Genomic DNA, 22,940 nt, shown 5'->3' with positions numbered 1-22,940 from the left:
GTTAGTATAAATATAAAGGAATGAATTATATAGAAACGGAAATACCCGGTGTCTGGATCATTGAACCTAAGGTGTTTAATGACGCACGGGGATATTTTATGGAAGCATTTAAACAATCTGAGTTTGAACAACACATCGGTAAAGTGAATTTTATTCAGGATAATGAGTCCTGTTCTTCCAAAGGAGTACTTAGAGGATTACATTATCAATTGGCTCCCTATTCGCAGTCGAAGTTGGTGCGGGTGATCACAGGACGTGTTCTGGATGTTGCCGTCGATTTGCGTGCCGGATCTCCGACATTCGGAAAATATGTATCGGTTGAACTTTCGGCAGAGAATAAACGACAGTTCTTTATTCCGCAGGGATTTGCTCATGGATTCCACGTATTGAGCGACGAAGCGATTTTTACTTATAAAGTGGATAACCCTTATATGCCCAGCCATGAAAAAGGACTTCGTTTTGATGATCCGGCGATAGGAGTGGATTGGGGAATTACAGATATCAATGCTGTAAATTTATCAGAGAAAGATACAAAAGCGCCTCTGTTCAGTGAGGCGGAATATAATTTTACATTTAAATAATACGGACGATGAAGACTTATCTGGTTACCGGTGCTGCCGGTTTTATTGGTGCTAACTTTATCAAATATATGCTGGCAGAGCATCAGGATATAAAGATTGTAGTTCTCGACTTGCTGACTTATGCAGGAAATCTGGGTACGATAGCAGGAGATATCGATGGCGAACGTTGTGAGTTTGTGAAAGGCGATATCTGCGACCGTACGTTGGCTGATGAACTTTTTGCTAAGTATAATTTTGATTATGTAGTTAATTTTGCTGCAGAAAGTCATGTGGATCGTAGTATTGAGAATCCGCAGTTATTCCTTGTAACTAATATTCTGGGAACACAAAATTTACTGGATGCAGCCCGCAGAGCCTGGGTGACAGGGAAAGACGAGGCCGGTTATCCTCTGTGGCGTGAAGGCGTACGTTTCCATCAGGTTTCTACAGATGAAGTTTACGGAAGCTGGGTGCGGAAGGTTATTTCCATGAAACGACTCCGCTGGATCCGAGAAGTCCGTACAGCGCCTCCAAAACAAGTGCCGATTTATTTGTAAAAGCGTATTTCGATACTTATAAAATGCCGGTAAGCATTACCCGTTGTTCCAATAATTATGGTCCTTATCATTTTCCGGAAAACTGATTCCTCTTATTATAAAGAATATCCTGGAAGGAAAATCCCTGCCGGTGTATGGTGACGGAAAGAATGTAAGAGACTGGTTGTATGTGGAAGATCATTGCAAGGCTATCGATGCTGTTATTCATCGTGGACGGGTAGGAGAAGTCTATAATGTAGGTGGCCATAACGAAAAGCAAAACATTGAGATTGTAAAACTGACGATCAGTACAATCCATCGCTTAATGACCGAACAGCCTGAATATCGCCAGGTGCTGAAAAAGAAAGAGATTGGTCCGGACGGGGAAATTGCTGTCGACTGGATTAATGAAAGCCTGATTACTTTTGTGAAGGACCGCCTCGGACATGACATGCGTTATGCTATTGACCCGACGAAAATCTCTGAAGAGCTTGGCTGGACTCCTGAAACGACATTTGAAGTCGGCATCGTAAAAACAATCCGCTGGTATCTGGAAAACCAACAGTGGGTAGAAGACATCACGGGTGGCGATTATATGAAATATTACGACCGGATGTACTCCGGCCGTGAATTATAAAGCATTGGTTTCTCCTTCCGGAGGAGTTACCGTATGATTAGGAGAGAGGCTGCTCACCAGTTCGGGAGCAGTCTCTTTTATTTGGTTACGTATCGACTCCCGTATTTCTTTCCGGACATTTGTCCGAGTACTGTCCAGCTCCGCTTCTTTAGCCGGTTTAAAAAGGTCTTTGTAGCGGCACTTTACAATTTTATATTTGAAATCATCCAAATTACCGGTGATGTCGATTCCGAGTTTAAACGGAACCGGCGATTTGAGTACAGACAGATGATAGTTGAAAGTCATATCCAGGTTATGAGTTCCTCCGACGGCTACTTTATATCTGTCCATTTCCACCAGGAAGGGGAATACTTTTATTTTATTGTCTTTGATAGCCAGATCGACCGATATACTGTCTATTACATTCCGCTTCTTGTTTTTGAACATAAGCGTCTTGGATATTTCAGTAAAAGTTTCACCGTCCAGCAGCACCATGTTTTCCCCATGCAGATAGCAGGCTGAGTGCAGGGAAGGAAGTTCCAGCGACATGGTGGAATCCATCTTGCAGGTTGCCGTCACCTGGCAGTCGACTACTCCTTCGAAAGAACGTAACATCGGGACGAGTGTGTCGATGGCCGGATACAATCCGATCAGTTTCTCAACCATTACATCTTCCATATCGAGATCGAAACCGACGGATGCCCCGCTATAGTCTTTAGCCGTGTAGAACATGGTCATGTTTCCGCGGCCGATATTTGAATCCATCTTAAGGTTACTAAGATTGATGCTTTGATCGCGGATAATCACTTCACCGAGTACATTGGTAAGTTCGGCATCCTTGAAGTCGATCTTTTGAGCGTTTGTGTGAAGCGTTATGTCCAGATAAGCCGGGATGACAAATACCCGGTCTGTTGTATCCAGTGTCGCTGTTGCAATGGAATCCTGCAGAGTATGGGTATCCATGGTAACAAAACTTTCCTCGTCCATTACTGATTGACCGGTTGTAGCGAGGTGTTGTTCCGAATATTGCATGCCGGAGTTCATCGCTTTCATTAGCTGGTTACAATCGATATAATCGGATGTCAGTGAGAAGTTACCCCGTAGTTTCCCTCCCCGAAGCATGGCCTGGCGGATACGGTTTATTTCTCCGTTCAGCATAAAATCACTTTTTCCCAGATGCAGGTGGGCATTGGTCAATGTGATATCGTTAGTATTGAATTTCATGGTGGTCTGGTCTATTCGCATAGGGATGGGTAGCAGGCGGCTGAACCCCCTCATTTTGTTAAAGGAGAGGCTGCCTCGGATTTCCCAGCGACGTAATAATTGTGTTGTCACGTCGGTGGTATCCGTTTGGATTTGACCGGGTGTCCTTGGGCGGCGTGTACGTGCCTGCCTGGTTGTATTGGCCTGTGATGTTGTATCGGTCCGGGCAAGTCTTCGCTGGCGCACGGCATCCCGATAGGGGAGTGCTTCTAGATTGAATGTGTTTCCGGCAAGTATCATTCCGGTATGCATCGGCAGGATGAAGTATCGCAGGGTATCGACAGAAATGGTGGCACCTGTGGTGGGTATCCGTTTATTGGAGGCTGACGATTTGATGCCACCTTTCATGACGGTTTGTCCGGCTACCAGCCATACGGAATCGGGCAGGCGGGTACGCAGATAGTCAAACTTCAGTTGTGCAGTCATGGGGATAACGGCTGTCGTATCTATGACAGGCGATGTTTTTGCCTGTATGGCCAGTCGGCTGATATTTGTATTGATGTCATCCTGGTATTTGATGTTCAGGCTGTCTACCGACAAAGACATGCTTAACAGGTCTTTATTTTCCAGATAAGAACTGCCCTGTTGGGTGGAGTCGACCGAGAAACCGGCATTTGTTATAAAGACGTCCATACCCAACGGTTTGCTATAAGCCTTCAGCGTATCTATTTTTAACTGGCCTGAAGCGTGAACTTTGCCGTATTGGCTGTCCAGTAAGTCATCCACATTAAATGAAGCGGAAAGATCGGCATCCATTACTCCCTGGAGGAAGAGGGTGTCCGGATTCAGAAATTCCTGTGCAAGCCGTGTGAAGTCGATCTTACCTTTTATATTGGCGTCGACATTCGGTGAAGTCAGCAGGTTGGTTACTTTTCCACGCATATCCAAAGAGGTTGTCAGTCCTTTTAATCTCAGTTGTTCCAATGAGACAAAAGAAGAATCCGGATACATGCCGTTCAGATGGAGGTCCATATCCATCTGTATGGTGTCGATTCCTTGTTTGAGGCCTTTGACGTGGTAGGAGCCGTTCTCTATTTTACAACACAGGTTGACAGACGGAACAATACTGTCTCCCAGGTAACCGTGTATGTTCCCTTCCATGATGATAGCTCCTTTTGCCAGTGTTTTATCTCTGTTTTGGAAATAGGCATCGGGAATGAATTTCAATAAATCGTTCATGTCGGATATTTTGAGGCCGACTTCCATGTCTATTTTAGTCTGTTTCAGCGGCGGAAAACTGCTGACAGAGCCGTTGGCTGTAAAAGGAAGATTGTTAACGAGTAGTTCGGCATCATTCAACGTGATCGTGTTGAAGTTGTCAGAAAGTAAAAGCTGGCTTTTCAGTTTCAGGGCCAGTTTGTTTTCCAGTGTATAAGTCGGACTGCTGAACAGGATGGAAGTTGAGCCTGTTTCAATATCCAGTTTATTCTTTCCGTCGGTCAGTGAACCGTCCAGGTTGAGGAAGAAGCCGTTTATTTCAGCAAACAGATCGGCTTCGCGGTCATCATAAGTGAAACGGCCGTTTGTGATGCGCACTTTTTGCAGGTCGATGGGAGGCAACGGCTTTTTGCCGGTGTCGGCAGAGTCGGTCTCTGTGGAATAGATATCCCAGTTGGCAGCACCTTTCTTATTCACATAGCCATAGAAACGAGGTTCTTCGATACTGATTTCGCCTATTGTTATTTTGCCGTTAAAAAGATAATCGGTTGGCCGGAAAGAGATAACGGCGGATTTGAAAGCGATCAGGGAATCGGACGGAATGGCCAGTTCTACCTTGTGTGCCGTTGAATCTTCGGCTGTATGTGAGATTAGATGGCCGTTCGTGAGCCGGATGCCCAGATGCGGGTATGTTTCAAAATAAGTCAGTTCGATCCGCTCGCAATCCAGATGGGCGTCAAGAAACTTATTCGTTTGTTCGATGACGAGCGGGGTCAGTTTCTCCGGAGGAAGAACGCCCCAGTTCAGAATACTGAACCCTATGCCCGGAAGGATAAAGAACAGGGTAACAGTGATAACGACGATTGTCGTAATTAATTTTTTATTGATCTTCATATTGCCTTCATGTATTGGTTATACAAAAGTATGTAAATAAACCCATATCTTTGTACCTGATAAGTTTATTTAAAAGATTATAGGCATATGGATTTTCGTCTGAAGGTATTTTATAGCGTAGCGACTAACCTGAGTTTTACAAAGGCTTCGAAGGAATTGTATATCAGTCAACCGGCTATAAGCAAGCATATTCATGAATTGGAGATGCAGTATAAGACGCCGTTGTTCGACCGTACCGGTAGCCGTATTGTGCTGACCCGGGCCGGCGAATTGTTGTTGTCGCATACCAATACGCTGCTGGCTGCTTACCGGCAACTGGACTTCGAGATGAATCTGCTGACCGATAATATCTGTGGCGACCTGCGCCTGGGGGCCAGTACGACGATTGCCCAGTATGTATTGCCTCCCATCTTGTCTTCCTTTATCCGGAAATTTTCCGATATCCGGGCTTCCCTGCTGAACGGAAATAGTCATGATATTGAAAAAGCCTTGTGTGAAGGTAAGATCACTTTGGGACTGGTGGAGGGGAATGCCCGGCAGAGTTCTCTTCATTATACGCCTTTTATGAAAGATGAACTGGTCGTTATTACACATACCGGGAGTAAACTGGCCCGGTATGAAGAACTGACGTTGGACCAACTTTGCACACTTCCGCTGGTGCTGCGTGAAAATGGTTCAGGGACGTTGGCTGTTTTGGAGTCCACATTGGCCGAACATCAGGTCAAGCTATCCCAACTGAAAGTACTGATGCAGTTGGGAAGTACTGAAAGTATTAAATTGTTTCTGGAAAATTCGGATGCACTGGCAATCGTGTCGGTACGTGCCGTTACCCGTGAACTGATGTCGGGAGTGCTGAAAGTGATCGATATCACAGATTTCTCTGCCGAACGTATGTTTTCCTTTGTGCAGCTACAGGGACAGAGCGGGGGACTGGAAGAGAGTTTCATCCGGTATATGCAAGCCTATAAGTAAATCAGATGTGGATGCCGTAATCGTGTTTCACTTCATCCATCACAAAAGTACTTTCCAGTGAACCGAGGCTGTCTATTGTTCCCAGAACATTGAGGATAAACTCCTGGTAGTATTTCATGTTTGGGGCATGGATCTTTAACAGATAGTCGTAACTGCCTGATATGTTATAACATTCAGTTACTTCGGGGATATCTTGTATGATCCGTGTGAACTCGGTCGCAATCTCCCTGTTCAGTTTGCTGAGTTTGACGCGGCAGAAGACGACAAAACCCAGATTCAGTTTTTCTGCATCCAATACGGCTATATACTTCTTTATATATCCTCCGTTTTCCAAACGTCTGAGGCGTTCGAAGACCGGGGTTGATGAAAGATTCACCCGGGCGGCAAGTTCTTTTGTTGTCAGCCGGGCATTTACCTGTAGCGTGCGGAGGATCTGCAAATCCTTTTTGTCTAAAGTCTCCATAGAATAAAATTCTTTTATCTGATTCTTTTTAACTGTTGTATAGTTGACTCTGTCTGTATGACGGTGTAAAAATAGTATTATTTTCTATATTTATATGATTTCTTGTTTGATATTTCTTTGTATGATACTTTTGCTGGAAAATAATACAGTAATAAGTCAAATAAAAAAAGAATAAGATCATGGCAAAAAGAGAATTACATTTCGAGACTTTACAGCTTCATGTAGGACAGGAACAGGCGGATCCGGCAACAGATGCTCGTGCAGTACCCATTTATCAGACGACTTCCTATGTGTTTCATAACTCGGCGCATGCGGCAGCCCGTTTCGGTTTACAGGATCCGGGAAATATTTACGGTCGTTTGACTAATTCAACGCAAGGTGTTTTTGAACAGCGTGTGGCGGCTCTTGAAGGAGGCGTTGCCGGGTTGGCTGTCGCTTCGGGCGCAGCTGCCATTACCTATGCATTCGAGAATATTACACGTGCCGGCGACCATATTGTAGCGGCAAAGACAATTTATGGAGGTAGCTATAATCTGCTGGCACATACCTTGCCGGTTTATGGGGTAACTGCCACTTTTATTGATCCGGCTGACTTGTCTAATTTTGAAAAGGCTATCCGGGAAAATACGAAAGCGATCTTTATCGAAACCTTGGGCAATCCGAATTCAAATATTATATCTATAGAAGAGGTGGCAGCCATTGCCCATCGTCATAAGATTCCCCTGATTGTGGATAATACTTTCGGAACACCTTATCTGATACGTCCGATCGAACATGGTGCGGATATTGTAGTGCATTCGGCAACAAAATTCATCGGTGGACACGGTTCATCGTTAGGAGGTGTCATTGTCGATTCCGGCAAATTCGACTGGGTGGCTTCCGGTAAGTTCCCGCAACTGACAGAACCTGATCCGAGTTATCATGGGGTACGTTTTGTGGAGGCTGCCGGACCTGCGGCTTATGTGACCCGTGTCCGTGCTGTCTTGTTACGTGATACGGGGGCTTGCATCAGTCCGTTCAATGCATTTATTTTGTTACAGGGATTGGAAACTCTCTCATTGCGTGTGGAACGTCATGTTGAAAATGCTCTGAAAGTAGTTGACTTCCTGCAAAATCATCCGAAGGTGAAAAAGGTGAATCACCCGTCTTTGCCGGAACATCCCGATCAGGCGTTGTATAAACGTTACTTCCCGAAAGGCGCCGGTTCAATCTTTACTTTCGAGATACAAGGAGGGCAGGAAGAAGCACATCGTTTTATCGACAGCCTGGAGATCTTTTCCCTGCTGGCAAATGTAGCCGATGTAAAATCTTTGGTTATTCATCCGGCCAGTACTACACATTCGCAGTTGAATGCAGAAGAACTGGCGGAACAGGAGATTTATCCGGGAACAGTGCGCCTTTCGATAGGAACGGAGCACATAGAAGATTTGCTTGTAGATCTGGAGCAGGCACTGGCTAAAATCTGAACAATCGGAATGAAAAGGGTGTTATAACTTCAAGTTATCAGCTATTCCATAATGTGATTGGTTCGATATCTTTTTAAAGCTTACCTTTGCGCCGTCAAAAACAAAGGATAACTAAATGATATTATAAGAAATGAACACAATTGAACAAGTGCTGACGAAGTACAACAAACCCCTTTTCATTCTCCTATTCGTTCTTTGTCTGATGCCTTTTATTTCTCCGGCTATAGCTCTGTTTCTGGGTCTTGCGCTGGGAATGACAGCCGGACAACCTTTCCCGAAATTCAGTAAGAAAACGTCTAAATATTTATTGCAGTTCTCTGTAGTAGGCTTGGGATTCGGTATGAATCTGCATGAATCGCTGAGAACCGGAAAAGAAGGGATGCTCTTTACGGTCGTATCGGTTGTTGCCGTGTTGGCTTTAGGTATGTATCTGGGTAAGAGATTGATGATGGACCGGAAAACGGCTTATCTGATCTCCGCCGGAACTGCGATTTGCGGAGGAAGTGCCATAGCAGCCGTTGCCCCGGTAGTAAAAGCCAACGACAATGAGATGTCGATGTCGCTCGGAACAATCTTTATTCTGAATGCGATCGCATTGTTTATTTTCCCGCCTATCGGACATTTGCTGGGAATGAGCCAGGAGCAGTTCGGTATGTGGGCGGCTATTGCCATACATGATACGAGTTCTGTCGTGGGGGCCGGTGCCGCTTACGGTGAGCAAGCGCTTGAAATAGCTACAATGGTCAAGTTGACACGTGCTTTATGGATTATCCCGGTAACGATTGCTACCATGTTTATATTCAAACAGAAAGGTGCAAAGATCAGCATACCCTGGTTTATTTTCTTCTTTATTCTGGCTATGGTTGCAAATACTTTCCTGACAATTCCTGAAACGATAACAGGTTCACTGGTTTGGTTGGCAAAGAAAGGTTTAACGGTTACCCTGTTTTTGATCGGTGCCGGATTATCCCGGAAAGTAATCAAACAGGTAGGCGTACGCCCGATGGTGCAAGGTGTTGTCCTTTGGATATTTATCGGGTTGATCAGTTTAGGAGTAATAATGTTGGTTTAAAACGAGCAAAATCTTGTTTAAAACGGGGGTAAAGTTCGTTTAAAACGAGATTTTGCCCGTTTTAAACGAAGTGGAGGCCCGTTTTAAACAAGAATAACTGTACTTCTCCTTTTTATGGAATGTAATCAATCCTGAAAAATATGAAACCCATATCTCTTACTTCCCTCTTATTGAATTAATTTCCTATCTTTGCGGTTTCTAAGTGAATAATAAAGATGGCATCTAAGATTACAAAAGGCATTATAATTTCATTTTGGGTACTGTTCGTTGCAGCAGTGGGAGCTGTGTTTCTGATATTTACAGCTATTGCAAATGGTTCAATCGGGTATGTCCCCCCCGTAGAACAGCTAGAAAATCCGATCGATAAATATGCATCCCAGGTTATTTCGGCAGATGGAAAGACGCTGGGTAGTTATGCGCATAGTAAAGATAACCGTATTTTTGTGAATTATCGGGACCTTTCACCCGATTTGGTGAAGGCTTTGATTGCAACTGAAGATGTTCGTTTCACCGAACATAGTGGTATTGATGCTCAGGGACTTTTCCGTGCTGTTGTAAAACGCGGTATCCTGATGCAGAAAAGTGGTGGTGGCGGTAGTACTATCACTCAACAGCTGGCAAAACAGCTTTTCTCACCGAATGCAGATAATTTGATGGAACGTCTTTTCCAGAAGCCGATCGAATGGGTGATTGCTGTTCAGTTGGAACGTTATTATACAAAGGAAGAGATTATTAATATGTATCTGAATAAGTTTGACTTCCTGTATAATGCGGTAGGAATCCAGTCGGCTGCCCGGGTTTATTTCGGGACTACTCCGAAGAATCTGAAGATAGAGGAGGCTGCGACTTTGGTCGGTATGTGTAAGAACCCTTCTTATTTTAATCCGAAGCGTCAGAATGAACGTACACGCGGACGCCGTAATACGGTACTGGAACAAATGCAGAAAGCTGGTTATATCACTCGTGCCGAATGTGATTCGTTGAAGGCTTTGCCGCTGGTTCTTCATTTCACCCGTATGGACCATAAGGATGGTCCGGCTCCTTACTTCCGTGAATATCTACGTCTTTTGATGACTCGCAAAAAACCAGATCGTAGTGAGTACAGAGGTTGGCAGAAACAGCAGTTTTATGAAGATTCCCTGGCTTGGGAAACCAATCCTCTTTATGGCTGGTGCAACAAGAACAAGAAAGCTGATGGCGAGTATTATAATCTTTATACTGATGGTCTGAAAATATATACGACGATCGACTCCCGTATGCAGCAGTATGCGGAAGAGGCTGTCCGTGAGCATTTCAGTAAAGATCTGCAACCGGCTTTTTTTAAAGCCAACCAAAAGAAGAAACAGGCTCCTTTCTCAATTGACCTTCGTCCGGGTGAAGTGGATACGATTCTGATGCGTGCCATGCATCAGACCGATCGTTACCGGGCTATGAAAAAGGCAGGGGAGAAGGAAGATGAGATACGCAAAGTGTTCAATACACCTGTCGATATGCGTGTATTCTCCTGGAACGGGGCTGTCGATACGATCATGTCGCCGATGGATTCTATCCGTTACCATAAAAGTTTCCTGCGTACCGGCTTTATGTCGATGGATCCGCGTAATGGTTATGTGAAGGCTTATGTGGGTGGTATCGATTATAATGACTTCCAGTATGATATGGTGAATGGCGGACGCCGTCAGATCGGTTCTACTATCAAGCCGTTCCTCTATTCTCTGGCGATGATTGAAGGTTTTAGTCCATGCGACGAAATGATGCATGTACAAAATACATATTTTGACGAGAACGGTATCCCCTGGACTCCGCGTAATGCCAGCGCCAAACTGGTTGGTCAGCGTGTTTCTATCCAATGGGGATTGCAAAATTCGGATAACTGGGTGACGGCATGGCTGATGAGCCAGATGTCTCCGTATACTTTCGTACGTCTGCTTCATTCTTTTGGTTTGAAGAATCAGATGGATCCTGTAATTTCGATATGTCTCGGTACTCCTGACGTTTCGGTAGGCGAGATGGTAAGCGGTTATACTGTTTTTGCAAATAAAGGTATCCGTGCTGAACCGATCTATGTGACCCATATCGAGGATCCGTATGGAAATACGATTGCCTCCTTTAATTCACAGATGAGTGAAGTGCTGACGGAAGATGCTTCTTATAAGATGCTTCATATGTTGAAGAATGTGATCGATGGCGGAACAGGTAGCCGTGTCCGTTTCCGTTATGGAATCAAGGCTCCGATGGGCGGTAAGACCGGTACGACGCAAAATAACTCCGACGGTTGGTTCATGGCCTTTACACCTAGTCTGGTGTCGGGTTGCTGGGTTGGAGGCGAAGAACGTTCCATCCATTTCGACCGTTTGTCTGAAGGTCAGGGGGCCAGTATGGCGTTGCCGATCTATGGTTTATTCATGCAGAAAGTATATGCTGATAAGACGCTTGGCTATTCGGAAGAGGAAGATTTCGATATTCCGGAGCAATATGCAAATCCTTGTAAAACCATCACGGAGGAAGAACGCAAGCATATCCCGGCAGATACCGGAGGCATTGATAAAATGTTTGAATAGTAAACAAGATTGATTATATGAGACTCCCGCAAATCTGAATAATTTATTAGATTTGCGGGAGTTTATTTTTTAAGAAGATCTGAACTTATTCCAAAGGAAAGTGGTTTACAGATTATAAAGTGATATAACATGAATTTCAGACATAAATATGTATTGGCTATTGATCAGGGAACAACTACTTCCCGGGCCATCCTGTTTAATCGTCAGGGACAGGTCATCACACTCTCTCAGAAAACGTTCCAGCAATATTTTCCTAAGCCGGGTTGGGTAGAGCATGACCCGAACGAGATATGGTATACACAGTCGCTTGCGATCAAGGAAGCGATGGCGAAAGCCGATGTGACGGATGACCATATTGCCTGTATCGGCATTGCCAATCAGCGTGAGACGACGATTGTGTGGGACCGTGATACGGGTTTTCCAGTTTACAATGCGATTGTGTGGCAGGACCGCCGCACAGCAGATTATTGTGAGGAGTTGAAAGCGGAAGGTTATTCCGATTTTATTCAGCAAAAGACCGGACTGGTCATCGATGCCTACTTCTCGGCAACTAAAGTAAAATGGATACTGGATCATGTAAAAGGTATCCGTGAACGGGCGGAACGGGGTGAACTTTGCTTTGGAACAGTCGATTCCTGGCTGATCTGGAAGCTGACACGGGGTACACAATTCATTACGGATATTACAAATGCCTCCCGGACCATGTTGTTCAATATAAATACCATGCAATGGGATCAGGAGTTGCTCGATCTGTTTACAATCCCGGCTTCCATGTTGCCGGAGGTGAAGAGTAGCAGCGAGGTTTATTGTGAGACTTCTACCCCGATATTTAAAGCTGGTATTCCTGTTTCGGGAATGGCAGGCGACCAGCAGGCGGCTCTGTTCGGACAGCTGTGTCTGGAAGAAGGTATGATGAAGACGACCTATGGTACGGGCTGTTTTATGATCGTAAATACCGGGGACAAACCGGTGCTTTCACAAAACAACCTGCTGACGACTATTGCCTGGAAGCTGGGTGATAAAGTAACTTATGCATTGGAAGGCAGTGTGTTTGTCGGTGGTGCGGCTATCCAGTGGCTCCGTGACGGTATCGGGTTGATACCGAATGCTCCGGTCACGGAACAGATGGCGAAGTCGGTTCCGGACAATGGCGGTGTCTATTTCGTACCTGCGTTGACCGGTTTGGGAGCTCCTTATTGGGACCAGTATGCACGGGGAGCTATTATTGGCATTACCCGCGGTACGACAGCTGCGCATCTGACACGTGCTGCGTTGGAAGGTATTTGTTACCAGGTATATGATGTACTGATTGCGATGGAGAATGATATTCACGCCAAGCCGAAGGAGATTCGGGTGGATGGCGGTGCGATTGCTAATAATTTCCTGATGCAGTTTCAGGCGGATATCAGCCGCTGTCCGGTAGTCCGTCCCAGTATAATTGAGACAACAGCTTTAGGAGCTGCTTATCTGGCTGGGTTGGCTGTGAACTACTGGAAAGATATGGATGAGTTGAAAGAGCAGTGGTCGCTGGATACCATCTTCACTGCCAAGATGAAACCGGAAACAGCTTTGGCTTTACTTTCCGATTGGCATAAGGCGGTCGGACGGACAATGAACTGGGCGATGGATAGCGAAATATAAAGAGTATGCCTGGATACCCGGAATTGCACCGCTTGCAGGCTTTGCGCTGGCAGCGATGCTTTATTATATTCTGAAATAGAGCATTTAAACGTTTTTTATCTAATCTAAAAAGTGGTATATTCGTGGTATTATTCTGGAGAGAAAGAATAGCCAGAATCAATTTAAGCCTATTGAAATGAGTAGAATAACCACTTTACTTTTAGTATTTTGTTTGATATTGTCCGGATGCGGAAACCATAAATCTCGAAATAATCAGGTTACATTGGAACCGGATTCATTATCCGGACCTTACAGCCATGCGCAAGAGTTGTTTGACAAAGCCCGTGAACTGCAAAAAGGGGAGGATTATCCCGCTGCCATATCGGTTTATCAGCAATTAATATCCCTGGAACCAACGGATGATGACATAAAATCTGTCGCCACCCTAATGGATGAAGGATTCCTGCAATTGGTCTATTGCTATATCTTTGGCGGGCAACGGAAAGACGGGGCAGACTATTTCAGCCATATATATAAAGAAAACAAACTATGGTTTGTACGGAATTATCCCCGTAGTGTGGAAATCAGTACAGCTTATTCCCTCTATGAAGCTACGCGCCTGGAAGAAGCCGTTGCTCTGATAGACCGTGCCTTGTCGCGGCAAGAGGAAGGCAGGGAGAATGAGCAACTTTACGTGGACAATGGCATTGCATCCGTCATTTATAACCAGGCTGGCGAAATACGCAAGGCGATTGCCTGTGGCGAACGGAGCCTTGAGATTATAAAAACACTGGAAGACCAGTCGAAGATCGTGTTTGTGCTGGGTAACTTGATTTTTCAGTATCAGCAGGTGGGAGAATTTGAACAGGCCCTTGCAGCTTATGATGCTCTGCTGGCTTCCGGTGAAGGGGAAAAGAACCCGTATGGATTGTGTGCTGCCGAGACAAATGTTGTCCAGCTCTACGATGAATGGGGTTTGGAAGAGGAAGTAATGCTCCATCTTAATAAAGCCCGTGAAGCTGCCGACCGGAGCGGTGTTCCTGATGCCTTTCTCCGGGTAGATAATTTATCCGTTTATTATGCTCTTCAATGTAAAGAATATGAAAAGGCTGCCGTTTTGCTGGACAGTATGCAGGTTCGTATGCCGGACCGTTCACAAAATTCGTTCTATCATGAATTTTATGATAATTACACCTGTATCCTGGCTGTAAGCGAGACGAAAGGGCAGGGCGGAATGGCTATTGCTTCGGCTCGCCAATTAATCGGGCAGTTGAAAGATAGGCCGTTGAATAACTTGTCGGTCCTGACATACCGCCTGTTGGGGGATGTGTTGGCAGAGGTAGGGGAGACGGCCTTATCCATAGAAGCGTATCAGGCCTGTTGTGACTATATAGAGAAGAACCAATTGGTGAATCAGCAGCGTCTGGTCTATTATGCGTTGGGAAAACTGTATGCAGAAACAATGCGCCCAGCCGAATCGTCCCGCTATCTGCTGATGGCTCATCAGGCTAACCAACAGTTTACCGAACGCCGGAATGCCGGATTAATTTCGCAATTCCGGGTTAAATATGAAACAAGGGAAAAGGAGCAGGATAACCGGTTGTTGCGTTCCGAGTTGCAGTTGCAGAAACGTACCCTGCAATATTATATCCTGATTGGCATCTTATCCTTTTTATTGGGCGTTGCTTTTTTGCTTTGGCTGAGTATGCGTCATAAGAAATCTCTCCGGCTGATTGAGGAAAAGGAAGGTCAGCTCCGGCAGATGCTGACCGAGCGGCAGAACCTGAACCGTAAAAACGAAGAACTACGTATGCAGATTGAAACGGCAGATGCCCAGCATACAATGCAGGAGGTGATAAACAGTCTTTCTCCCCGTTTGCTGACTGCGGAAGAGGAGCAGGAGTTCCGTCGCCAGTTCTGCCTTCTCTACCCGTCGTTCCTGTCGGGGTTGCGGAAGGCTTGTTCGGCTGTGACTCGTAATGATGAGTTGCTGGCTATGCTGATTCGTCTGAATCTTTCGTCGGAAGAAATAGCTTTTGCTCTCGGAAATAACCGGGCAAGTGTGAATACTTCCCGTTTCCGTTTGCGGAAAAAGTTGGAGCTGGACAAAGACGTATCGTTGGAGGATTATGTGAGTCGATTCTGAAAAGTCTGTAAATCAATCCATGTTGGTACAGGGTGACAATGCGGCTGCCAGTAAAAATGCCGCAGTTCGTATCCTGGCCGATGACCCGTCGGTGGATGCTTTTTATGCCCTGGATGACGAGGTGGCATCGGGGGTAATCGGTTCGGGCGCAGGATTAGCAGATTCTTTCTGTTAATTCTGCGCTTGAGTAACAGGGTTTCTCTATAAATCCTTATATTTGCCCATCACCAATAAAAAGATAATCGATATGACGACAAAGCCTTATAGCACAGATGAAACTCCACAGTCTCAGCCTGTCTCCGAACCTGCTGTTTCTTATGGTCTGCCACAGGATACCGCCAGCCTGAAGCTGGCAGCAATCAATGAATTGATGAATATCTTCGATCCGGAGCGCCTTTCACAGGCGGTTGATTATTTGCGGTCGCTGGGAAAGGAGGAGGTTGGAGAATATCCTTATTACCCATCTTCCTCCAATGAATTAAGACAGGAGTTGGCAGAAGCAGAAGATGATTTTGCCAACGGGCGGGTGTATTCAACTGATGAGTTACGTAAAGAAATGCGTATATGGTAACACATTTAGACTGGTCAGCCAAAGCCCGACGAAATCTGAATCAGATATTTGTATATTATAAAAAGAAAAGTGGTCAGGCAGCAGTGCGCTTATTCAATAAGATTTTAGATGAAGCAGAAACATTACTGATCTTCCCCGAGGCTGGAAAAATAGAACCTTTGGGGGAAGATATGCAGATATGTTACCGTTCTTTAGTTATAGAAAAACATTTTAAGCTTATCTATTATAGTAAGAATGATGCAATAAGAATCGTTGCTATTTGGGATTGCAGACGAAATCCGTCTAGCTTCAAGCAATTTGTAGGAAAATAGATTAATCAAATCAATCCCCATATAACCTTTATCACCTCCGGAATAGAAGCCTCTACTTCCGGGGTCAGTTCCATATTGACCTCGTTCAGGTTGGCGGCGGAGACGACAATCAGGTGGACTTCCGGCAGGTCGCCGGTCAGAATCATTGTTTCAATCATGTCGCGGAGACCTATTTCGTGTGCACTCATCAACGGAGGATAATCGCTGGCGTATTTCGGATAGATGAGGCGGACGGTGCCTGGAGGATTGCTGTCGAGGGTGGCGTCTACCATGATGATATGGTCGTAACCAGTGAGCCAGCTGATAAGATGCAAGCCTCCCGTTCCGCCATCCATTAGGGTGACGTGGGCGGGAAGCGTTTCTTTTTCCAGGGCGCGGATGACGTGTATACCGACCCCTTCATCTTTCAGCAACAAGTTGCCGACACCTAATATAAGAGTTTTCTTTTCCATCATTTGCTTTTCTTTGCCGCTTTCGTGATTGTTTCGGCTGTCTCTGTTATTTCTTCCTTGTCGGCTATCTCTTCTTCGATGAACTTCCAGCCACCGATGATGGAGGAGGTTTCACCGCGCTGTTCGATGTAGTCGTGATAGAATACCAGATATACATGGACGATGGCGAACAGAATGAAGAACCACATCAGGAAATGATGTATCTGCCGTGCCATCAGGTCGCCGCCCATCAACGGGACGGTCCAGGCAAACAGCTGGGGGAAGGCAGACTGGCTCATTTTGGCATACAGCCCGAAACCCGTAATGCTTTGCAACAGGAAGGCCCAGAACGTGCCGAAATAGATTAAACTCGCCAACGCATTATGCCCGATACTGTCGACCGGCTTGTTCTTTATCATCAGTATATCGACTTTGATTACCTCCAATACTTCCTGCCATTGCGATTTCTTCAACGGGATGAAGTTGTTCCAGCGGGCAAAGCGGTTTCCCACGAATCCCCAGTACAGGCGGAACACGAAGTTGAAGAAAAACACGAAAGCCGTTACAAAGTGGATGAAACGGACCACGCCGAACCAATAGCTGAAATAGGCTTCCGAAGCATTCAGCATGGCCGGAGGGTCGGCAATGATAAACCCGGTAATGCAAAGTATGACGATACACAATGCATTCACCCAGTGATAAATACGTACGGGTAACTCCCATACGTATACTTCTCTCAGACGTTTCTTACGACTTTTCATAGCAATACTTTTTAAAACGTATCCATTTGGTGCACATACTTCCTTTCCTCGTCATATAGGTGTACGGCACAGGCCAGGCACGGGTCGAAGGAATGGATGGTCCGGAGGATTTCAAGCGGTTGATTGGCATCGTGTATCGGTGTGCCGATCAGGGCTGATTCGTAGGGTGACAGGTTGCCGTTCTCGTCTCTCGGCGAAGCGTTCCAGGTGGTCGGGACTACCATCTGATAATTCTTCATCCGGTTGTTCTCGATGACGGCGAAATGAGCCAGGGCGCCGCGCGGAGCTTCGCAGAGGCCGACCCCTTGCGCTTGTTTCGGCCAGTTCTCGTTTTCCCACATGACCGGGTTGGCCATGCGCGAGTCGCCATTTTCCAGGTTCTTCATCAACTGGTCGAAAAATTCGAGCGACCATTGAGCGACCAACTGGGTTTCGATGCCGCGGGCAGCGGTGCGGCCCAGGGTGGAGAAGAGGGCCGAGGCGGGGAGGTCGAGTGCCTTCAGCACATTGTCGACAGCTGTTTTCTGCGGTTCCTTTCCGGCGGCATAGGCTACGACGAGGCGGGCCAGCGGGCCGACTTCCATAGCATGTCCTTTCCAACGGGGCGTTTTAATCCAGCTATATTTATCGTCTACGTTCAGATACTTGTAGGGCGGTTTCGGGCCGGTATATTCGAGGTTCGTTTCTCCTTCGTACGGATGGAGGCCGGCTTTATCGCCTTCGGTGTATTTGTACCAGGAGTGATAGATATATTCTTTGATTTCTTCAGGCGAGTTGGCGTCTACCGGATGAACCTTGCTTAGGTCGCGGTCGAGGACGATGCCGCGCGGACTCATGTAATCTTCTACACCGGCGTATCCATGCAGGGGGAAATCGCCGTAAGAAAGGTAATTGCTTACGCCACCGCCTATCTTGCTCCATTCGTCTTTATATACACCGGCAATCATCAGGAGGTCGGGGATATACACCTGGTCGATGAAATCCTTGCCTTCCTGCAACTTCTGTTTCACCAGTGCGAGACGTTCGGCATTGATGGCGTTCGCCTCGTTCAGGTCGATGCTGCACGGCATACCGCCGACCAGGAAGTTGGGATGCGGGTTCTTTCCGCCGAAGACGGCATGTACTTTGACAATCTCTTTTTGCCATTCCAATGCTTCGAGGTAATGGATGGTGGCAATCAGGTTCTGCTCCGGCGTCAGTTTGTAGGCCGGGTGCCCCCAATACCCGTTGGCGAAGATGCCCAGTTGACCGCTGGCGACGAACTTCTTGAGCTTGTTTTGCATTTCGGTGAAATAGCCTTCCGTGTTTTTGGGCCACGGCGACAGCTGCTGGGCGAGGAGGGCAGCCGCTTTCGGGTCTGCCTTGAGGCCGGAGACAATGTCGACCCAGTCGAGGGCATGTAACTGGTAGAAATGCACCGTATGGTCGTGCATGTAGAGCACCGCTTCCATGATGTTGCGCACCATTTCGGCATTGGGCGGAACACTGATGCCGAGTGCATTCTCAACGGCGCGGACCGAGCAAAGCGAGTGGATGGAGGTACACACGCCGCAAACACGGCCTACGAACACCCAGGCATCGCGCGGGTCGCGGTCGCGTACTATGTTTTCGATTCCGCGTACCATCGTACCGGAACTGTATGCATCTTTGATTTTGCCATTTTCGATGGCGGCCTCTACCCGGAGATGACCTTCGATACGGGTAATAGGGTCTATAACGATTCTTTCAGACATGGTGTTGCTAATTTAGTTAGATGGTAGATTTGCTTTCCGGTTCTTCGTTGTCGATAAGTTTCTTCTTCCGGATGTTGGTGGCTACGGCATGGACGGCGATGCCGGCTGCTGTCGCGGCTCCCAAGGCAAGGCCAATCTGGTCGGCTGTCGCTTCGATGCCGAACCCGTGTACGTCGGGCATCCGTTTATAGAACGGGCTGTTGTCCCAGAAGTTTTCTTCGCTGCAACCGAGGCAGGGGTGACCGCTCTGGATGGGGTAGCTTGTCCCTTCGTTCCATTTGATGATGCCGCAGGAGTTGTAGGTGCTCGGCCCTTTGCATCCTACTTTGTAGAGGCAATACCCATGCTTTGCGTTCTCGTCGTCGAAACTTTCCACGAAAAGGCCGGCATCGAAGTTGGCACGGCGGTAGCAGGTGTCGTGCACGCGGCGCGAATAGAACATCTGCGGACGTCCCAGCCCGTCGAGTTGCGGCATACGCTCGAATGTCAACATATAGATGATTACACCTGCCATGACGTCGGCGATTGGCGGGCAGCCTTGTACATTGATGATAGGTTTCCCTTTGATGACCTTATGAATAGCTTTTGCCCCGGTCGGGTTTGGGTTGGCCGCTTGTACGCAACCGGCGCATGCGCAGTTTCCCCAGGCGATGATGGCTTTGGCGCCTTCGGCAGCCTCGCGGGTGATTTGCAGGGCGCTTTTGCCGCCGACACAGCAATAACCTTCGTCTTTCGTCGGAATCGAACCTTCAATCATAAGCAGGTATTCACCTTTATATTTCTTCATGGTCTCTTCCTTGGCAGCTTCGGCCTGTTCGCCGGCGGCAGCCATCAGGGTTTCCGTATAATCGAGTGAGATTTTGTCGAGAAGCAGGGTCGCCACGATAGGGTGGGCGGCACGGATGAACGATTCCGTACAGCAGGTGCATTCTTGCAGGTGAAGCCAGATGACCGGCAGGCGCGGCTTGGTTTCGAGCGCGTTGACAACCTGGGCAACACCGGAGGCTTCCAATCCCATAAAGGCGGCCATGGTGGTACAGAATTTCAGGAAATCCCTTCGGGAGATGCCTTTCTGCCGGCATTCCTCGTAGACGGTTGGTCTTTTGTTATCCATATTTTCGTAATTTATTGGTTTCTTTGTTTTCTTCCGATGACTGGAAGAGTACTCTTCCGATAGTCGGAACAACACTCTTCCGATGGTAGGAACAGTGCTTTTCCGATAGTCGGAATAACGCTCTTCCGATGATCGGAAATTTCAGCAGATACGCGGCAGTTGTTCCCCGCTCAGCATATCGACTATCCGGTAGTTGCCGTAAAGTGTCCTCATCTTCACCACTGCGTTGCCTTTCTTTTCCACCCGTCCGATGACGGTGGCTTTTTCCCCCTCCGGAAAACTGCGCATGACGGCCAGTGCTTCTTCCACCAGTGCTTCGGGGAGGATGACCAGCACCAACCCTTCGTTGGCGACATACAGCGGGTCGAGTCCCAATATCTCCGAAGCGCCTCTTACGGCATCGGGGATGGGGAGGGCCGCTTCATCCAGTATGATTTCAACGTTGGCCGCTTTCGCAATTTCGTTCAGTGTTCCGCTCACCCCGCCACGTGTCGGGTCGCGGAGCACATGTACTTCCTCTATATTTTTTAACAATCGGGAGAGCATATTGTTTAACGAAACGGTATCACTTTTCAGATTTGTTTCGAATCCGAGGCTTTCGCGGGCGGAAAGGATGGTGATGCCATGCGCTCCGATGGGACCGCTGCAAATCACTGCGTCTCCGGGTTGTACGCGGTCGGGGGCGATGCGGATGCCTTCGGCGACGACTCCGATGCCGCTGGTATTGATAAAGAGTTTGTCGCATTTGCCGCGTTCCACCACCTTGGTATCACCGGCGACAATCTGCACGCCGGCTTTGTCGGCCGCCTTCCTCATGGACTGCACGATGCGTTGCAGGTCGGCAAGCGGCAGGCCCTCTTCGAGTATGAACCCGGCTGTGAGGTAAAGCGGGCGGGCACCGCAGCAGGCCAGGTCGTTCACCGTCCCGTTCACCGCCAGGTCGCCGATATCCCCTCCGGGAAAGAAAATCGGGTCGACCACGAAAGAGTCGGTCGAACATGCCATGCGCCCTTCCTGAACGGGAAATACGCAGCCGTCGTGGTCCTGTTCCAGCAACGGGTTGCGGAAGGCGGGGTAGAAGATGTTGCTTATCAGTTGATGCGTCATCCTCCCGCCGCCGCCATGCGCCATCAGCACACAGTCGGCATCGTTCAACGGTATCGGGCAGTTAAAATCTTCGTTCTTCATACATTATATTTATAGTAAGCCGCACAAACTCCTTCTGATGAAACCATCGGGGCGCCTTTCGGTCGTTCCGGCGAGCAACTCTTTCCGAAGAAAGGGCAGTCGGCGGGTTGCTTTACACCCCGCATGATGTCTCCGGCAATACATTCGGATGGGATTTCTGTTCCATTCGGATGGAATGGGAATTTCTCCCGGGAGGAGTAGGCTGCATATGTTTTCTTTAATCGTAAACCGCTGTGGGGAATGATGCCGATGCCTCGCCATTCCTGGTCGCATGCTTCGAGCGTTTCGTCCATCAACGCGCGGGCGGCCGGGTTGCCCGTTTCGGGGACGGCACGCCGGTAGGCATTCTCTACAACGTGGCTTCCGCCTTCTAACTGGAGCAGGCAACGATAAATGCCGTATAGCAGGTCGACCGGCTCAAAGCCTGTCACGACCATCGGTGTTTTATATTGTTCGGCTAGCTTGTGGTAAGCTGAGTTTCCTGTGATGGCACAGACGTGTCCGGCGGTCAGAAATCCGTCTACCTTACTTCCCAGGTCCGAAAGAATCGCGTCTATGGCCGGAGGAACTGTGAACAGTGACGTGAGTAACGAGAAATTGCTTAACTTTCGCCGTTGTGCCTCTTTTAACGCCATCATATGAACAGGGGCGGTTGTTTCAAAGCCAATGGCGAAAAAGACAACTTCTTTCTCCGGATTTGTTTCCGCCAGTTCGACCGCATCGAGCGGGGAATAAAGCATTCGAACATCTGCGCCGTGTGCTTTTGCCTGCAATAAATCTTCTTTTGTGCCCGGCACACGCATCATGTCACCAAATGAAGCCAGAATAATATCGGATTGTCTCGCCAGTTCAAGTGCCTGGTCAATCAGACTAACCGGAGTCACACAAACCGGGCATCCCGGCCCGTGAAGTAGCCGGATTTCCTGTGGTAGCATCTCTTCCAGGCGGTAACGGGCAATGGCATGTGTTTGCCCGCCGCATATCTCCATGATGTGCCACGGCCGGGTCGTTACCTTTCGGATAGCCCGCAGGAGTGCTTGTACCTGTTCGTTATTTCTATATTCATCGACGTACTTCATAAGCGTTGGAGTTTCTTTAAATCTTCCAGTGTTTCTTCTGCCTCTCGTGTATTCACTACGGAGATCGCCATTCCGGCATGCGCCAGGATATAATCGCCTTCCGTCACATCGACCCATTGGATGCAAATGTTCTTGGTGATGCCGCTAAAGTCGACTCTGCCATGGCCAGCTCAGGCTCGGAACGGTCTATGCTTATAATTTTACCAGGTATTGCCAGACACATAAGCTGATTTGTTTTTTATTAACAACTCCAAAAGTAGGCAATATGTTTGGGAAAAGGTGTGTTAAATGATACATATTATCTATTAATTTATTTCATTACTGTCCCGTAAAAGTGGATAAATAGTTCTTTGAAATAATTGAAATATAGTCTATTAGATACTACTTTTTAGGCGCGACGATTTGAAATCATACCTTTGAGGTCA

Annotated in this window: 19 protein-coding genes and 1 pseudogene; 11 read left to right on the top strand and 9 right to left on the bottom strand. The window is 47.3% G+C overall.

Annotated features, from left to right (window positions below; genetic code table 11):
* Positions 1–20 precede the first annotated feature (20 nt).
* On the top strand, positions 21–581 hold the full coding sequence (gene rfbC, locus DXA15_RS13360; RefSeq protein ID WP_128134357.1) for a dTDP-4-dehydrorhamnose 3,5-epimerase: 561 nt from the start codon (positions 21–23) through the stop codon (positions 579–581).
* Between the two features lie 8 nt (positions 582–589).
* Positions 590–1,733: pseudogene (gene rfbB / locus DXA15_RS13355) on the top strand (dTDP-glucose 4,6-dehydratase).
* Here the strand turns inward: rfbB and DXA15_RS13350 are convergent.
* Positions 1,728–5,027, bottom strand: a complete 3,300-nt coding sequence (locus DXA15_RS13350; protein WP_048316883.1) for an AsmA-like C-terminal region-containing protein — start codon at positions 5,025–5,027, stop codon at positions 1,728–1,730. The pseudogene rfbB and the gene DXA15_RS13350 sit on opposite strands and share 6 nt — an antisense overlap.
* A gap of 87 nt (positions 5,028–5,114) precedes the next feature.
* On the opposite strand from DXA15_RS13350, the gene DXA15_RS13345 reads away from it, so the two are divergent.
* A complete protein-coding gene (locus DXA15_RS13345) occupies positions 5,115–5,999 on the top strand; it encodes a LysR family transcriptional regulator (RefSeq protein ID WP_128134356.1) in 885 nt (294 codons plus the stop codon).
* A gap of 1 nt (position 6,000) precedes the next feature.
* Here the strand turns inward: DXA15_RS13345 and DXA15_RS13340 are convergent, their stop codons facing one another.
* Positions 6,001–6,462 carry an Lrp/AsnC family transcriptional regulator gene (locus DXA15_RS13340; protein WP_128134355.1) on the bottom strand — a complete coding sequence of 154 codons (462 nt, stop codon included), beginning with the start codon at positions 6,460–6,462 and terminating at the stop codon, positions 6,001–6,003.
* A gap of 179 nt (positions 6,463–6,641) precedes the next feature.
* Between DXA15_RS13340 and DXA15_RS13335 the strand changes: the two genes are divergently transcribed.
* The 8 genes from DXA15_RS13335 (at position 6,642) to DXA15_RS13305 (ending at position 16,209) form a co-directional block, all read left to right on the top strand.
* On the top strand, positions 6,642–7,928 hold the full coding sequence (locus DXA15_RS13335) for an O-acetylhomoserine aminocarboxypropyltransferase/cysteine synthase family protein (protein WP_128134354.1): 1,287 nt from the start codon (positions 6,642–6,644) through the stop codon (positions 7,926–7,928).
* 130 nt (positions 7,929–8,058) lie between these two features.
* On the top strand, positions 8,059–9,000 hold the full coding sequence (locus DXA15_RS13330; RefSeq protein ID WP_007653224.1) for a YeiH family protein: 942 nt from the start codon (positions 8,059–8,061) through the stop codon (positions 8,998–9,000).
* Between the two features lie 215 nt (positions 9,001–9,215).
* On the top strand, positions 9,216–11,561 hold the full coding sequence (locus DXA15_RS13325) for a transglycosylase domain-containing protein (protein ID WP_128134353.1): 2,346 nt from the start codon (positions 9,216–9,218) through the stop codon (positions 11,559–11,561).
* A 129-nt stretch (positions 11,562–11,690) separates the two neighbouring features.
* Positions 11,691–13,202: a glycerol kinase GlpK gene (glpK, locus tag DXA15_RS13320; RefSeq protein WP_007653228.1), complete on the top strand. Its 1,512-nt coding sequence runs from the start codon at positions 11,691–11,693 to the stop codon at positions 13,200–13,202.
* A gap of 175 nt (positions 13,203–13,377) precedes the next feature.
* Entirely contained in the window at positions 13,378–15,327 is a 1,950-nt protein-coding gene (locus DXA15_RS13315) for a hypothetical protein (RefSeq protein WP_128134352.1), read from the top strand.
* Between the two features lie 19 nt (positions 15,328–15,346).
* Complete coding sequence (locus DXA15_RS25270) at positions 15,347–15,502, top strand: hypothetical protein (RefSeq protein ID WP_158579662.1); 156 nt, start codon at positions 15,347–15,349, stop codon at positions 15,500–15,502.
* A gap of 72 nt (positions 15,503–15,574) precedes the next feature.
* Positions 15,575–15,898 carry a hypothetical protein gene (locus DXA15_RS26540; protein ID WP_233567263.1) on the top strand — a complete coding sequence of 108 codons (324 nt, stop codon included), beginning with the start codon at positions 15,575–15,577 and terminating at the stop codon, positions 15,896–15,898.
* Positions 15,892–16,209, top strand: a complete 318-nt coding sequence (locus tag DXA15_RS13305; protein WP_046146802.1) for a type II toxin-antitoxin system RelE/ParE family toxin — start codon at positions 15,892–15,894, stop codon at positions 16,207–16,209. The genes DXA15_RS26540 and DXA15_RS13305 overlap by 7 nt, the downstream gene beginning before the upstream one ends.
* Before the next feature lie 5 nt (positions 16,210–16,214).
* Here the strand turns inward: DXA15_RS13305 and DXA15_RS13300 are convergent, their stop codons facing one another.
* The 7 genes from DXA15_RS13300 to DXA15_RS26535 all read right to left on the bottom strand — a co-directional run bounded on the left by DXA15_RS13300 (position 16,215) and on the right by DXA15_RS26535 (position 22,622).
* Complete coding sequence (locus tag DXA15_RS13300; RefSeq protein WP_128134370.1) at positions 16,215–16,661, bottom strand: HyaD/HybD family hydrogenase maturation endopeptidase; 447 nt, start codon at positions 16,659–16,661, stop codon at positions 16,215–16,217.
* The gene (gene cybH, locus DXA15_RS13295; RefSeq protein ID WP_010803650.1) at positions 16,661–17,401 is read right to left on the bottom strand and encodes a Ni/Fe-hydrogenase, b-type cytochrome subunit; all 741 of its coding nucleotides are present in this window, start codon (positions 17,399–17,401) and stop codon (positions 16,661–16,663) included. The genes DXA15_RS13300 and cybH overlap by 1 nt, the downstream gene beginning before the upstream one ends.
* Before the next feature lie 11 nt (positions 17,402–17,412).
* Positions 17,413–19,134 (bottom strand): nickel-dependent hydrogenase large subunit, encoded by a 1,722-nt coding sequence (locus DXA15_RS13290; protein WP_128134351.1) that lies wholly within the window; start codon positions 19,132–19,134, stop codon positions 17,413–17,415.
* 16 nt (positions 19,135–19,150) lie between these two features.
* Positions 19,151–20,248: a hydrogenase small subunit gene (locus DXA15_RS13285; RefSeq protein ID WP_046146805.1), complete on the bottom strand. Its 1,098-nt coding sequence runs from the start codon at positions 20,246–20,248 to the stop codon at positions 19,151–19,153.
* A 141-nt stretch (positions 20,249–20,389) separates the two neighbouring features.
* Positions 20,390–21,436 (bottom strand): hydrogenase expression/formation protein HypE, encoded by a 1,047-nt coding sequence (hypE, locus tag DXA15_RS13280; RefSeq protein ID WP_128134350.1) that lies wholly within the window; start codon positions 21,434–21,436, stop codon positions 20,390–20,392.
* The gene (gene hypD / locus DXA15_RS13275; protein ID WP_128134349.1) at positions 21,433–22,515 is read right to left on the bottom strand and encodes a hydrogenase formation protein HypD; all 1,083 of its coding nucleotides are present in this window, start codon (positions 22,513–22,515) and stop codon (positions 21,433–21,435) included. The genes hypE and hypD overlap by 4 nt, the downstream gene beginning before the upstream one ends.
* Positions 22,512–22,622: a HypC/HybG/HupF family hydrogenase formation chaperone gene (locus tag DXA15_RS26535; RefSeq protein ID WP_233567262.1), complete on the bottom strand. Its 111-nt coding sequence runs from the start codon at positions 22,620–22,622 to the stop codon at positions 22,512–22,514. Before DXA15_RS26535 ends, hypD begins: the two co-directional genes overlap by 4 nt.
* Between the last annotated feature and the right edge of the window lie 318 nt (positions 22,623–22,940).

Origin of the sequence: Parabacteroides sp. AM58-2XD (assembly GCF_003463685.1) — a bacterium.
Lineage (GTDB): Bacteria > Bacteroidota > Bacteroidia > Bacteroidales > Tannerellaceae > Parabacteroides > Parabacteroides segnis.
The sequence above is the reverse complement of the archived record's forward strand: the minus strand, read 5'-3'. Positions and strand labels throughout refer to the sequence as shown.